Annotated in this window: 8 protein-coding genes, 4 tRNA genes and 2 pseudogenes; 2 read left to right on the top strand and 12 right to left on the bottom strand. The window is 39.9% G+C overall.

Annotated features, from left to right (window positions below; translation table 11 throughout):
• Positions 1 to 229 precede the first annotated feature (229 nt).
• The 7 genes and pseudogenes from srtD to JCM9140_RS07500 form a co-directional block, all read right to left on the bottom strand.
• The gene (gene srtD / locus JCM9140_RS07530; protein ID WP_034744506.1) at positions 230 to 796 is read right to left on the bottom strand and encodes a class D sortase, LPxTATN-specific; all 567 of its coding nucleotides are present in this window, start codon (positions 794 to 796) and stop codon (positions 230 to 232) included.
• Between the two features lie 303 nt (positions 797 to 1,099).
• Positions 1,100 to 2,224, bottom strand: a complete 1,125-nt coding sequence (locus JCM9140_RS07525) for a Ger(x)C family spore germination protein (protein ID WP_034744503.1) — start codon at positions 2,222 to 2,224, stop codon at positions 1,100 to 1,102.
• The gene (locus JCM9140_RS07520) at positions 2,205 to 3,278 is read right to left on the bottom strand and encodes a GerAB/ArcD/ProY family transporter (RefSeq protein ID WP_052002133.1); all 1,074 of its coding nucleotides are present in this window, start codon (positions 3,276 to 3,278) and stop codon (positions 2,205 to 2,207) included. The genes JCM9140_RS07525 and JCM9140_RS07520 overlap by 20 nt, the downstream gene beginning before the upstream one ends.
• Positions 3,279 to 3,308: 30 nt before the next feature.
• Positions 3,309 to 4,789: pseudogene (locus tag JCM9140_RS07515) on the bottom strand (spore germination protein).
• A 184-nt stretch (positions 4,790 to 4,973) separates the two neighbouring features.
• A complete protein-coding gene (locus tag JCM9140_RS07510; protein WP_034744501.1) occupies positions 4,974 to 6,536 on the bottom strand; it encodes a glycoside hydrolase family 43 protein in 1,563 nt (520 codons plus the stop codon).
• Positions 6,537 to 6,554: 18 nt separating this feature from the next.
• Positions 6,555 to 8,537 (bottom strand): YjhG/YagF family D-xylonate dehydratase, encoded by a 1,983-nt coding sequence (locus tag JCM9140_RS07505; protein ID WP_034744497.1) that lies wholly within the window; start codon positions 8,535 to 8,537, stop codon positions 6,555 to 6,557.
• Between the two features lie 70 nt (positions 8,538 to 8,607).
• Entirely contained in the window at positions 8,608 to 9,534 is a 927-nt protein-coding gene (locus JCM9140_RS07500; RefSeq protein ID WP_034744494.1) for a dihydrodipicolinate synthase family protein, read from the bottom strand.
• A 216-nt stretch (positions 9,535 to 9,750) separates the two neighbouring features.
• Between JCM9140_RS07500 and JCM9140_RS07495 the strand changes: the two genes are divergently transcribed.
• Together JCM9140_RS07495 and JCM9140_RS07490 are read left to right on the top strand one after the other, a co-directional pair.
• Complete coding sequence (locus tag JCM9140_RS07495) at positions 9,751 to 10,515, top strand: IclR family transcriptional regulator (RefSeq protein ID WP_034744490.1); 765 nt, start codon at positions 9,751 to 9,753, stop codon at positions 10,513 to 10,515.
• A gap of 228 nt (positions 10,516 to 10,743) precedes the next feature.
• Complete coding sequence (locus JCM9140_RS07490) at positions 10,744 to 11,991, top strand: endo-1,4-beta-xylanase (RefSeq protein WP_034744487.1); 1,248 nt, start codon at positions 10,744 to 10,746, stop codon at positions 11,989 to 11,991.
• Between the two features lie 139 nt (positions 11,992 to 12,130).
• On the opposite strand, the pseudogene JCM9140_RS07485 reads toward JCM9140_RS07490, so the two are convergent.
• The 5 genes and pseudogenes from JCM9140_RS07485 to JCM9140_RS07465 all read right to left on the bottom strand — a co-directional run bounded on the left by JCM9140_RS07485 (position 12,131) and on the right by JCM9140_RS07465 (position 14,336).
• Positions 12,131 to 13,554, bottom strand: a pseudogene (locus JCM9140_RS07485) (MDR family MFS transporter).
• A 433-nt stretch (positions 13,555 to 13,987) separates the two neighbouring features.
• Positions 13,988 to 14,060: transfer RNA gene (locus JCM9140_RS07480), tRNA-Lys, on the bottom strand.
• A gap of 21 nt (positions 14,061 to 14,081) precedes the next feature.
• Positions 14,082 to 14,166: transfer RNA gene (locus JCM9140_RS07475), tRNA-Leu, on the bottom strand.
• A gap of 9 nt (positions 14,167 to 14,175) precedes the next feature.
• A tRNA-Thr gene (locus JCM9140_RS07470) sits at positions 14,176 to 14,251 on the bottom strand.
• Positions 14,252 to 14,260: 9 nt separating this feature from the next.
• Positions 14,261 to 14,336: transfer RNA gene (locus tag JCM9140_RS07465), tRNA-Phe, on the bottom strand.
• Between the last annotated feature and the right edge of the window lie 17 nt (positions 14,337 to 14,353).

The raw sequence follows: 14,353 nt of genomic DNA, 5'->3' as shown, positions 1-14,353 counted from the left end.
GCTTAATTTACGCGGACATGAGTTCCGCTATTTCCTTGAAATCTAGCATTTTGAGCACTTTGGCGGACATACGATCCGCTATTACATAGATCCGGGGTGCATTTCACTCTTAAAACATGGAATAGCGGAACCTCTGTCCTCCAACACCGTAAAATCGCTGTTTTTGTCACAGATAACGGAACGTGAGTCCGCTTAAGCTGGGTCAAGGTACCTGTCCCCTTGACCCACCTCACTTGACGGGCTTGGCGTATATAATATAGCGGTCTGGTGCTGCTCCAACAAAGGTAAATGGATAGCAGGTAGATAGCGTTAAAATCTCATCCGGAGCGGTTGAGCGAATGACGGTGCGATCGTCTGCGTCCACAATTTCAGAGTCGTACATTTCGTACGTAAACTCCCCGTAAGGCATTTTGACAATAAATTTGTCTCCATTTTCTAGCTTTCCGAAGTCACGAAATACGGTATCTCGGTGTCCCGATAATAAGATTTGATCTTGTTGACCTGGAAGAACCGTTGACGTAAAATGCCCTACCCCACGGGCTAGTTCTTCTTCGTTTGTCCCTGAAATAATTGGAATTTCCTTTTCTAAACGAGAGATGTATAGAGCACCAATGACATCGCCTTCTTCTATTGTCATGTCGCTGGCACTTGTTATGCCTTCTTCCGGTTCTTCTAAAACCTTCTTTACTTCTGCCATCGACTCATTTTGCTTTGTGTATGTTTCATATAGCTCGTACCCACCGAATGCCAAAAAGCCTATGCCTACCAAAATAATTAACCTTGCGAGAATCTTCATAAGACTCCCCTCCCTCTTATCTCGATGCCAGTAAAAAAGGTAAAGATCAACTTTTTTCTGTGCCCTCTCGCTCTTCTACCTCATCTACTTTATTTTGCTATTTTATTTGGGAGATAGCAAGATATAAAAAATTTTTAGCATGTTATATATATCACCTTTAAGATTGCTTACTATTCATTGCATTACCGACACCTCTTAATGGAGTAATTACAATTTAGAACCTTTACTGTTGATATCATCCCTAGAAAAAAGGACCTGGTGTAGAAGCTCACTCCTCCATCAGGTTCTTTGGTTATAGACCTTTTAATTAATAATTCCATGCTGAACAATTTCAGCATTCACAGATACATCGATAGGGATCGTTGAGTAGAGGTCTGACCAGTCCTTTTTTTGTAAAACAGCTTTATGATAAGCCATTATTTCTCTTCCTATTCCAAAATAATCACAATTAGCTTCTTGGATCTTTTCAACCGTGGATTCTGCCAAAATTGACAATTGCTCGGTGATTTTCTTATTCAGATCAGCTATTTTCTCTTCATCAAGGTTATCAGGTGGAAATTCCGATACGTTAAAATAGACCGTTAAATGGAGTGCGACTCGAATGTCGTCGTGATCGTTTACCGCAACTTCCATACGCCGATCAAAGTCATCAACTTGGAGTGTTATATAATTTAAGGCTTCCATCACTTCATCTTTTTCAGCTATTTTGACTGTGAATTGGGCACTTTGATACATCGTATTATTTAAGAGGTTAGCCATTACTCCCTCTCTTGTATCCATTTTTCCCGTCATGATCTTTCCATGAAATAGAGCAACTCCACTAATGGACGACACACTCATGCCATTTGAAGAAGTAAGAGAAATGATTGGTAACATAAAGTCACGTCCTGGGTCAACCATAAGTGGACAAATATACTGAATATTCATTTTAGGAATTATTGATCGAGTTTCTGCCCCTTCTATTAGCTTTGAATAGTAATCACTAATTAATGGGTGGTTTTCAATATCTATATTTAGTGCTTCATGAGCTTTTCCTTCTGTGATAGCAATCTTAGCATTCAAAGGGGCACGTGGGTCTCGGTAATACAAATCAAGCATGGCATATAAATCTTCCTCAGCTAACACCTTTTCAACTAAAAGCACCCTTATTTTTGAGGAATCCAGAATTCCATCTACCGTATTATCTATATTGTTTCTAGATTCTCTAAGCGTATGACCGATGCCTGTAGCGATCCTTATTACAGGTGCTTCAGTATTTGTCTCTTGTTTCGGAATAGACACGGTCGTAGCAAAATTGCCATCTTCGGTTCGATCGATTCCTCCTATAAAGATTAAATTAGCATCCTTAATAAGAAATTGATCCCAACATCCCGTAACGATTAGAAAACTACTGACGATAAGTAATAGGCTAACTAGTTTTTTCAACATCTGTCTTCACCCGGTTTCTTTTAAAAATGACAATGTATAACGCTGTTAAGAAAGGAATGCCTAAAACAAAGAACAGCCCAACGTTCGTGATGGTATCACTCCAGTTTGCAATTGAAATGGAATTTCTCGGAATCAAAGCGATAAAAAAGCTCGGCACAATAATAAAAGGAACGGCTTTTTTATGATGTCTCATGGAAAAAAAGCAGGTTAAACCTATTGAAGCAATATACACATAACTTATTAACGTCGTTACAACAGATATAATCCATATCGCCAAAAAAACAATATCAACACGCTCGATTATCGGAAACGTAAAAGCCTTTAATAAATAAAGGACAGGTTCTGGTACCAATTTAATTTCCTCTGGACTAAAGAATAGCAAGCATATAAACGTTAAATACGTATAAATAACCGTTACGATAATATTGGCTAAACTAGCCGAAACAAACTTCTCTCTTTTTGTTCCCTTTACAAATGGCATGAGAAACAAGATCAACTCAAATCCAAGAACCGATAAAATGGCTTCCTTCGTTCCTTTAAATATATTAACTAATCCACTATCTCCAATCGGCATAATGTATCGTATATCTAAATGTGGATAGGCCGGGAATGTTAGCAAAATAATCGTTACTAATAAAAATGAAACTAATGTATGAAATCGTCCAATTACTTTTAATTTTTCTATCACCAAATAGTAAGCTAAAATCAACATCATTAAATTAAATGCCCAATTAGGAGTTCGTGGGAATGCCCAAATTTCAATAATGTAATTAAACAAAATTAAGGCTAAGCTACAAACAAAAATAAAATAGATGACATACCCGATTGTCAAAACCCGTCCTACATACTTCCCATACACCTGACTCAACACATCATAAAAAGAGGTTTTTGGAAACCAATTGGACAGGAACCAAAACAAGATAATAACGACCTGTAACACAACTCCAACACATAACATTGATATCCAAGCATCTGTTTTTGCTCCACTCTCGTAGATCGTGTAAGGCAAAGAAAGAATCCCTACTCCTATTTGTGTTTGAACGATAATGAACATATACTGTAAAGGCTAAGTGTCTCATTCTGATTACTCGCCATTTCTTGATCTTCCTTTGCGAACGGATTGTCTATATTTATTTTGAGGCCTTGCTGATTTAGGTCGTTCGTTCATCTTATTTAAGGGAGCTCTAAAAAAACTGTCCTTTAAGTCTTGCCAGGTTAGCGGGGCAAGGGGCGAAAAATAAGGAGACCCAAATGACTCCAACTTACATAAGTGAATTAATAAAAGGGTAAAGCAAAACGTAATGCCAAAGTATCCAAAGCTCGCAGCAGCAAACATAAAAGGAAAACGAATGACTCTTAATGTAGAGCTGAGTTCAAAAGAAGGAACAACAAAGGAAGCGATCGCCGTAATTGCTACAACAATAATCATAATATTAGACACGAGCCCTGCCTGAACAACAGCATCTCCAATAACCAAACCACCAACAATACCGATCGTTTGTCCAATTGGATAGGCAGACGAATACCTGCCTCTCGTATTAATTCGATTGTCAATTCCATTAGAATTGCTTCAATAATGGGCGGGTATGGAATTCGTTCCACCGAACTTTTCACAGGCAAAACTAGATCTGCGGGAATGACTTCAAAATGAAAGGAAATCGTCGCAATGTAAATGGCCGGAACAAAGATTGCAATTAAAAAACTAACCATCCTCAAAATCCGATAGAACGATCCAACAAAAAAACGACTATTATAATCATCAGGTGATTGATAGAAGGAAAAAAAACTTATTGGACAAATAAGAGCGGTAGGATCTCCGTCCGAAAAAATAGCGATACGTCCATCTAATAGATTTGCCATTACTCGATCAGGTCTTTCTGTATTCAACATTTGTGGAAAAGGGGAAAATGTATCATCCTCAAGATATTCCTCTATATAGCCAGGACTAAAAATCATATCACTAGAGATCGATTGTATTTTGTCCTCAACTGATTTGACAATGTCGGGCTTTGCTATATGATTCAAATACACTATTGCCAGTTTCGTCTTCGTCTCTGTACCTAACGTATGGTATTTAATAACCAAATTAGGATTGTTTACTCTTTTCCTAATTAAATAAAGGTTTGTCTGTAGACCTTCAACGAAACCATCATGAGATCCACGAACAATTTTTTCATTTTCCGGCTCTCCAATCGACCTTTCCATTTCTTTTCTTACATCAAACACATATGCTTGTTGTTCTCCCTCTAAAAACACAGCTACCTTTCCTTGGTGCATTTCTGATGGAAGTTTAGCGAGGTCTTGCACCTCTATTATTTCACTTGCATCAATGTAAGCCTTAATCTCACCCGCATCAAAATGAAGATTTCCAAGAAACAATTTATCTAACTTTTCATCATCTATAAGCGTTTCAAGAAAAAGACAAATTCCTTTTCTATTATGAAACAAGAATTCTCTCTTCTTTACATCTTCGGAAAAATGAAAAGCTTTTTGAATGTATGTATGATTGGCATCAAGATCTTTTGCTATGACAATGGAACTTTCTTCATGACTATTCATTCCCATACTCCTACCTATCACTTTTTTTTACTATTCCTCCCTTTTTTGTTGTTATTCAAAAAATAAACCTAGTCCAAAGATTATAGGTGAGGATCTGCCTCGTCTATATCTGATATCATCATTGGAAAAAATAAGAGCCACTGAAAAGGTCTTTTCACCTTTTCAATGACTCTTGCTCTTTCCCGTCTAGTTACCGATACTCAAAATAATCAAAATGCGCTGCTATCTCCTGCCCACTTAAATCTTGAACACAAACACCAACAAATGTTCCTGTAAAGCGGATGTAATCTGCATCGTCATCAGATAAGTGACTAATGTCAACTCTTGGTCCAAGCTCCGTCCAGTCCCCTTTTCCATCAGCAAAATAAAATTGAAGCCATTGCTTATTGATGACGGCTTTTAATTTGGTTGAAGCAGAAGAAAGGGCAAAATCTTCTTCTAACAATTCATCGTACTTTCCGTATTTTGATTCAATGATTCCGATACATTTTCCCTTCTCCTCATGTTCAGTCACACGAAGGTACACATAATCGTCGGTATCATAATAAACGATCAAACCTGCCATTTGTTGAAAGTTCTCTGGCGCAAACATAACCTCTGTCTCCACCTCTGCTTCAACATGTTCCAACCTTCTAGCGAGAAGGCTTTGATGGTGAGTCGATTGCATCGATTCTCCGCCTTTTAACGTTAAGCAACCAGGCTTTTCTGAGAGAGAAATCCACTCTTCTGTAACAGGACGTCGTAAGGAATTCCAGTATTTTTTAAATGTACGGTCGTTAAAATCATCTTTGTTGCTTTCTAATTCAAATGGGTGCGCCGGCAAATTTGGAGCCTCTACTTCCATTTGCGGGTGCGGACCTCCCTCGACCCGAATCCAGTCATCCTCCGTCCAATAGCATTTTTGCAATGCTGTTTCTCGTCCGAGGATGCATTTTTTATCGACCACAGGTCTGGCACATAAATGGGCCATATACCACTCACCATTTTGCGTTTCGACTAAGCTCCCATGACCTGCCTTTTGCAATTGTGTTACATCCTTCTGATTGGACGTTAAAATAGGGTTAGTTGGGTCCACTTCATATGGGCCAAATAACGACTTCGACCTTGCCACCGTAACTGCATGCGTGTACCACGTGCCACCTTCTGCTGTTAGTAAGTAATAGTAGCCATTTCGCTTATACAGATGTGGTGCTTCTGTTACCTTTAATTCTGTTCCTTTAAAGATGTTGCGGATTGGACCGACCAGCTTTTGTTTCTCAACTGAATATTCTTGAAGGGCAATTCCAGCAAACGAATTCTTTCCTTTTCGGAAATCCCAAATCATATTCACTACCCACTTCGTTCCATCATCTTCATGATAAAGGGATGGATCAAAGCCACTGCTATTCAAATAGATTGGTTCCGACCACGGTCCTTCGATGTTTTCTGCTGTCACCAAATAGTTATGTGTATCCTTGAATGCTCCCATTCTACTTTTCACATCTGTATAAATTAAGTAAAACAGACCATCCGAGTAACTTAACGCAGGTGCCCAAACACCACCAGAATCTAAGTTTCCGATCATATTTAATTGGGATGTCCGTGTAAGTGGATACGTTAGGAGTCTCCAATTCACCAAGTCTTTTGAATGGTGAATTTGTACACCTGGGAACCATTCAAATGTCGAGACAGCCATATAATAATCATCTTCTACTCTAATAATGCACGGGTCTGGATGGTAACCAGGTAGCACCGGATTTTTTATAATCGCCATACATCTCGCCCTTTCTATTTAGATTGGACTTCTCTCTTTTGCTAATGCTTTTTGTCCAGCCTCTAACACTTCTAAAATGCGATCCACATCATAGACACTGCCACGCCACGTTCCCCCGCTTACCGCTTGAAGTGCTGCCCAAAGTCGCGTATCATCAGGTAACTGAGCATTTGGCTTCAACTCCGGATGAACGCTCCGTGTTTCTAACAGCTTTGTTGCTTCCACAACCGATAACGGCTTCTCTTTCGTGCCAATAAATTGAACCGTTCCTTCTAGTTGAACACAATCAATCACAATCTCGATCACATCTCCATCACGTACCTTCCCAATCGGACCATCTGCTAACGCTTCTGGTCCAATATGACCAATACAAGCTCCAGTCGAGACTCCAGAAAAACGGGCGTCTGTTAGCAAGGATACATGTTTTCCAAACGGCAAATATTTAAGAGCCGACGTAAGCTGATAGGTCTCCTCCATGCCCGTACCGAGCGGTCCTCCACCCATGACGACCATCACATCTCCTGCTTCGATCCCACCTGTTTTGATGGCTCTAATGGCATCTTTTTCGGAAGTAAAGACTTTGGCAACACCCGTATGTCGGTACACACCATCATCACCGATCACAGTCGGATCAATTGACGTTGATTTGATAACAGCTCCTTCAGGGGCAAGATTACCTGATGGGAAGGTCACAGTTGACGTCAACCCTTTTGCTTTCGCTTGTTGTGGCGACATAATTACCTCATCTGGTTGAATCCCATCTGCATCAACTAATCGTTTTTTAATAGCCGAGCGGCGTTCTGATTGCTCCCACCAATCTAGGTTTTCCCCAAGGGTTGCTCCTGTCACCGTTAAAACGTCCTCATGTAAAAGACCTAGCTTGCGTAAATGAAGCATCACCTCAGGCACTCCACCAGCAAGATAAGCTCGAACCGTCGGATGATAATCCGGACCATTTGGCAATACACTTACCAATCTTGGTGTTTTCTTATTGATTCGAATCCAGTCTTCAACAGTCGGGATGCTACAATTTGCAGCATGTGCAATCGCTGGAATATGAAGCAACAAATTCGTCGATCCGCCAAAAGCAGCATGAACAACCATCGCATTTTCAATGGCTTTGTCTGTTACAATGTCTTTTGTCGTTATTTTGTTTTTTTCCATTTCTAATGCAGCACGTGCTGATTGCCTAGCCATCTCTCCCCAAATCGGCTGACCTGACGGAGCTAATGCAGAGTGCGTAATCGCCATCCCAAGAGCTTCTGCTACAACTTGCGACGTTGCGGCTGTCCCTAAAAACTGACACCCACCACCCGTTGAAGCACAAGATACACAGCCTAATTCAGACGCTTCTTTTAACGTGATTTCCTTATTGGCAAATCTCGCTCCAATCGTTTGAACCTTCCCGGCATCTTCTCCAACTGTTGGTGGAAGCGTCACTCCACCAGGTACAATCACTGTCGGCAAATCATGAGTTCCAGCAAGAGCGATCATCATCGCCGGCAACCCTTTATCACACGTGGCTACACCAATAACAGCTTGCCTTGTAGGCAAAGAGCGGATTAACCGACGATAGACGAGGGCTGCATCATTTCTAAACGGAAAGGAGTCAAACATTCCTACCGTTCCTTGTGAACGACCATCACAAGGATCACTAACAAAAGCAGCAAAAGGGACCCCTTTTTCCTCCCGAATCTCTTTCGCTGCCTCTGCCATCAGCAGATCGACTTCCCAATGACCCGTATGATAACCTAATGCAACAGGACTTCCGTCATGATCACGAATCCCACCATTCGTTCCTAAAATTAACACTTGTTTCCCAAGTAGCTCCTCTGGCTTCCAGCCCATTCCAACATTTTGAGTCATCCCAAAAATATCTCCACTTGGCGACTCTTCTAGCATCTGTGCTGTAAGCGGCAATTGCCCGATCGGACCTCTAGCATGCGTTTGAACATGATATATGGATGGATCTTCCTTTTTAAAAACCGTATGAAGTGACATGATAGCCTCCGTAATGTTTTCGTCATTGTGACTTCCTTCTTCTGACTAAACTATTGCTCTCATTAAGCCCTTAAACCTTCGTCGTACTCGGAAGAATGTTGGCAACTTCTAATACATTCCTCACTTCTTTGATCTTCTCTTTACTTAAAGCTTTCGATGGTGGCAGAACGTAGGTTGAAATATCCATTCCACAAAGCTTCATTGCCTCTTTTACAACATTTACAAATGGGCTATCAATTTGATAAAGAAGGGGGAGAACCGCTAATTGCTTATACAAACGACTTGCTTTTTCTAAGTCTCCCTTTTGAAAAGCTTGATAAATTCCAACTGATAATTCAGGAGCAAAGTTTCCACTTGCCGATATAACTCCATCCCCGCCAAGTTGTAACGTATTTAACAAGTGATCATCAAATCCACACATAACGGAAAAATGCGGATGCTTTCCTTTTACGGTTAAAATTAACTCTTTAATGTGTCCTACCGAATCAATCGTGTCTTTGATCCCAACAATATTTTCATTTTGATCAACAAGCTTTAGCACCAAATCAGCCGTCAAATCTTGCTTCGTAAGGTTTGGAAGATTATAAAGAATGATAGGCAGGTCAATCGATTTAGCAATATCACCATAATAGCTTAATAGATTTTCCTCCGATAACGTCCAATAATACGGGTTGATCACAACAACTCCATCAGCACCGATCTGCTCGGCATGTACACTCAACTCAATCGCTTCTCGAGTGTTCGTACTTCCCGTCCCAATAAGGACAGGAACTCGATTATTCACATAGCTTATCGCAAATTCAGCCACTTTTTTTCTTTCATCTGTAGACATCTGCGAGAATTCTCCACCAGTGCCTAGAAAAAATAACCCGTTTACCCCTTGATCAATAAGAAAATCAATTAAACGACTCATTTGAATTTCATCGACTATCCCTTTTTCATTAAAAAGAGTGGATACAGGTGGGATTACTCCTTTAAATACTTGCTCTTTGCCCATGTTACTCATCTCCTTCTTTTCATTTGATCTTTTTTAAACAGTTTTATCATTATAAAACTGTGTGCTATTATTTAGACTATATTGATTATTATAGCACATCTAACCAGAAAGAAAACCCTTACAAATGGAATTTTCAGTAAAGTCATTCTTTTAAAAACGGTTCGTGCTAAGGTACAATGAAAAAAGGTCAAAATAAGATGAATATGAGGGTTGTTTATGCCAATTATCCAATCTGTCGTACGTGCTCTAGCCATTTTAGATTTATTTAACGAACAAACAACAGAGCTCAAAATAACGGAAATCAGTGAGAAAATGCAACTTCATAAAAGTACCGTTCATTCGTTGTTAAAGACGCTTCAAGAAGCGCACTACATTGAACAAAACCCTGATAACGGAAAATACAGACTAGGGATGAAGCTAGTTGAACGAGGAAATTTAGTCATTAGTACGTTTGATATAAGGAAAATGGCTAAAAAGTATTTAACGAGTTTATCAGATGAAACAGGACAAACGAGCCACCTTGGCATATTAGATGGAGATGCAGGTGTCTATATTGACAAACAAGAAGGAGAAAAAGCGTTAATTCGCTACTCTCGAATTGGCAAACGAATTCCCCTTCACTCTACTGCCATTGGTAAAATTCTGTTAGCCTACCAAACCGATGAAAATGTAGCGCAACTACTAGATGGATATAGGTTTGATCCATTAACCGAAAAAACGATTACGAAACAACAAGATCTCTTAAAGGAACTAAATGAGGTCAAAAAACAGGAATACGCAATCGATAACCAGGAAAACGAGCAAGGTGTCCGCTGCATCGCAGTCCCAATCAAAAACCATGAAAATGAAGTTCTTGCTGCGTTAAGCATTTCTACCTTAATCTCAAATGTAGATGACAAAAAGCTCCAACAATACATAGACTTACTGAAAAAAATAGGAACAAAATTATCTGAAGAAGTCCGATATGGCTATGTCCTTTAGCAAGGGGGCCTTCCCCCCTTTATTACAACTCTATTTCATTATAATAATAAAAAAGAAGGTATAACGAGTGGAGCCAAAATTAAAAGTAATATAATTCAGAAAAAAGGAAGATTAGATAGATTTATTGTCTCTTTTAAAAAATACTTTGTTTTCCGAATAAACAAAGTTTGATAAGATATATTCTGGAAGCGTTTTCTAAAAACCTATTTTATTAATGGAGGGGCTGTTATGAGCGTAAATAAATTAGCACACCGTAAGGCAAGCCAGACACTAAAACTGGTGGATGAAGCTGGTCAACCTATTGCAGGAAAAGACGTAACTTTTCAGCAGACAAACCATCAATTTTTATTTGGTTGTGGGATTTTTGAAGCAATTGAAGTGGCAAACAAAAGTGTTCCAGAAGAAAGACTAACATTTTTAGAAAACCAATTAGATCGGTTTTTAGATGTATTTAACTCGGCTACTCTCCCTTTCTACTGGGCACTATTCGAACCTGAAAAAGGAAAACCGCGTACAAATGAATTAAAAACCGCGGCACAGTGGTTAAAAGCAAGAAACGTATCTGTCAAAGGACATCCTCTTTGCTGGCATACCCTGACTGCTCCATGGCTTCTTAATATGAGCAACGAAGAAATTTTACAAGCCCAATTTGCTAGAATCGAACGAGAAGTATCTGATTTTAAAGGCGTCATCGACACATGGGACGTCATTAATGAAGTTGTAATCATGCCGATTTTTAATCAATACGATAATGGAATCACACGAATTTCAAAAGACCTTAGCCGTGTTGGAATCATTAAGGAAATGTTTGAAAAAACACGAGAATTCAATCCTAATGCGACATTGTTGTTAAATGACTTTAATACATCAATCAACTATGAAATTTTAATCGATGGATGCTTAAATGCCGGTGTGCAAATTGATGCGATCGGAATTCAGTCCCATCAGCACCAAGGCTACTGGGGTCGTGAAAAATTAGAAGAAGTGTTAGACCGTTTCTCTTCCTTTGGTCTGCCGATTCACTTTACAGAAAACACGCTAACATCCGGACATCTGATGCCTCCTGAAATTGTAGACCTAAATGACTACCAAATCCAAGAATGGCCATCTACACCAGAATTTGAAGAACGCCAAGCAAAGGAAATCGAAGAAATGTATTCGATTCTCTTTCAACACCCTCTTGTTGAAGCGGTCACAACATGGAATTTCAGTGATCACAACGCATGGCTAGGTGCGCCCGCTGGTTTACTCAGAAAAGATAATTCACCAAAGCCAGCTTATGATGTATTAAAGAAATTAATTAAAGAAGACTGGCATACCCATGTGTCGCAAACAACAGATGAAAATGGCATTGTATCATTAGAAGGATTTCTCGGTGAGTACGACCTTTTATGTGAAGATAAAAAAGCAAGCTTCAAGTTAGAGGGTCAGGGGGACAGGTTCCTTGACCCAGTTTTAGAGCTAACAATAAAGTAACTTATCAAGATCATATTTTGCTACCTCGTTTTTTTAGCATACGAGACTCTCGGAAACCTACGAGATTTTGTGACCCAAATAATAGCACGAAAAATAAACAAGAACAGCGGCATCATGCCAGCTGTTCTTGTTTTCTACTTTAAGCAGATGCCTGCTTTTCCCATTCTTCATCTGTTGGTGGAGACGTTTTCTCTACTTTAAAAGAAAGAATCAATGACACTAACGTTAACACGGCAATCATTCCAAATGCGATGATCGCTCCAAATATATCTGGACGAGCGATCTGTGGAAGATTCGTCCCAACTCTTTCGGCCGTCGTCATCGTTGTCACAAGCAATCCCGTTCCAATAGACGCTGACATTTGACGAATCGTATTGGTCACCGCAGAGCCATGTGGAATTAATTTTCTTGGAATTTGGTTTAACCCTGCAGTATTAACAGGCATCATTACCATTGAAAAGCCAAACATCCGAATTGCATACATAACTGTTAAATACAAAATCGACGTGTTTGTATCAATGAAAAGAAAGGCAAAAGTGGAGATTGTCATAATAATCAAACCAGGAATAGCCAACACCCGTGCTCCATAGCGATCAAAAATTCGGCCCGTAATCGGAGCATTAATCCTGTAAGCAATGCCCCAGGTAGCAACACAATTCCTGCCTCAACTGCCGTAAATCCGCGCATGTTATGCATATATAACGGAATAAGTGTCTCAAGTCCAATAAGACCTAAAAATCCAATACTGCAAATGATCGTAGAAAGAGTAAACATACGCGCCTTAAAAACACGAAACTCCAGCATCGGGTGTCTCAACCCAAGCTGACGTTTAACAAACACATAAATCAATAACGCTCCAAGAAGCAAGAAAATGATCGTCTGCGGATTTCCCCAGCCATTATTTCCCGCACTCGTGAACCCGTAAAGAAGCCCCCCGAACCCAAATGTAGATAACATGATGGAGACCGGATCAACTTTCGGATTTTTTAACTCAGTCACATTTCGCATCGTAAAATAAGCTAAAATCAACATCAGTAAAGCTAAAGGAATAATCCCATAAAACATATAGCGCCACTCATAAGTTGTAATCACCCAACCGGACAACGTTGGCCCGATTGCTGGTGCAAATGAAATGACAAGACCAATGTATCCCATAGCTGCTCCCCGTCGTTCTACTGGGAAAATAAGCAAAAACACCGTCTGCATTAACGGAATCATTACCCCTGCTCCCATCGACTGAATAATCCTACCGGTAAGGAGCATTGGAAAAGTGTTTGCCATTGCAGCAAGTACCGTACCAATCGTAAAGATTCCCATTGCCGAAAGAAAAAGCTGCCTCGTCGTAAATTTTTCAATTAAAAAAGCAGAGATTGGCACCATAATCCCCATCACGAGCATAAACACAGTCGTTAACCATTGCCCCGTATTCGCCGTAATATTCATTTCTTCCATAAGCGGAGGAATCGCTGTAATCATAAGCGTCTGGTTCAAAACAGCGATAAACGACCCGATAAGCAACAACCCTGCAATCAGCACCTTACTATAATTCTCTTTCTGTTCCATACAAAACTCCTTACTAAGCTTTTTCTATCTTTAAAAATGCCAGTTTCATTTTTTGAAAGCTAACCTTCTATCTATAAGTATATCTCAATAAATATATTTCGCAATACGAAGGATATGCCCTTTACTTTTTTGTGGGTCATGGGGACAGGTTCCTTGACCCTGGGTCATGGGGACAGGTTCCTTGACCCACCTTATAGTCAAATGCACCAAATTAAGTGATCTAGAATACTATACGTTAAATTAAATGAACTAGAGGTGGAAGAAGTGGTTTCATATATGGATTATACATCCTCGTCAACACGACGTAAAAGTGTATTCTCTTCTTCTATTCCTCCAATTTTCAAAAAACAAAAATAACGGTTTCCGTATCAAAAGAAAAAAGACCAACAACCGTTGATCTTTTAGGTTCAAACATATTCATCTGTCATTAAGATGAGCCATGAAGGACTCGAACCTTCGACCCTCTGATTAAAAGTCAGATGCTCTACCAACTGAGCTAATGGCTCTTGCTGTATTCATAGTCATTATGGTGCGGGTGAAGGGAGTCGAACCCCCACGTCATAAGACACTAGATCCTAAGTCTAGCGCGTCTGCCAATTCCGCCACACCCGCATAATTCCATGGTGCCGGCCAGAGGACTTGAACCCCCAACCTACTGATTACAAGTCAGTTGCTCTACCAATTGAGCTAGGCCGGCAAATAAAAATGGTGGCTCAGGACGGAATCGAACCGCCGACACATGGATTTTCAGTCCATTGCTCTACCGACTGAGCTACTGAGCCACAATAAAATTTTAAAT

Source organism: Halalkalibacter wakoensis JCM 9140 (genome assembly GCF_000513095.1).
Classification (GTDB): Bacteria; Bacillota; Bacilli; order Bacillales; family Bacillaceae_D; genus Halalkalibacter; species Halalkalibacter wakoensis.
The sequence above is the reverse complement of the archived record's forward strand: the minus strand, read 5'-3'. Positions and strand labels throughout refer to the sequence as shown.

What these genes read in the sequence shown, in the direction of transcription:
- JCM9140_RS07495 (WP_034744490.1), top strand. Translation starts at nt 9,751, where the DNA reads ATGCCAATTATCCAATCTGTCGTACGTGCTCTAGCCATTTTAGATTTA.
- JCM9140_RS07500 (WP_034744494.1), bottom strand. Translation starts at nt 9,534, where the DNA reads ATGGGCAAAGAGCAAGTATTTAAAGGAGTAATCCCACCTGTATCCACT.
- JCM9140_RS07490 (WP_034744487.1), top strand. Translation starts at nt 10,744, where the DNA reads ATGAGCGTAAATAAATTAGCACACCGTAAGGCAAGCCAGACACTAAAA.
- JCM9140_RS07510 (WP_034744501.1), bottom strand. Translation starts at nt 6,536, where the DNA reads ATGGCGATTATAAAAAATCCGGTGCTACCTGGTTACCATCCAGACCCG.
- JCM9140_RS07525 (WP_034744503.1), bottom strand. Translation starts at nt 2,224, where the DNA reads ATGTTGAAAAAACTAGTTAGCCTATTACTTATCGTCAGTAGTTTTCTA.
- srtD (WP_034744506.1), bottom strand. Translation starts at nt 796, where the DNA reads ATGAAGATTCTCGCAAGGTTAATTATTTTGGTAGGCATAGGCTTTTTG.
- JCM9140_RS07505 (WP_034744497.1), bottom strand. Translation starts at nt 8,537, where the DNA reads ATGTCACTTCATACGGTTTTTAAAAAGGAAGATCCATCCATATATCAT.
- JCM9140_RS07520 (WP_052002133.1), bottom strand. Translation starts at nt 3,278, where the DNA reads ATGTTCATTATCGTTCAAACACAAATAGGAGTAGGGATTCTTTCTTTG.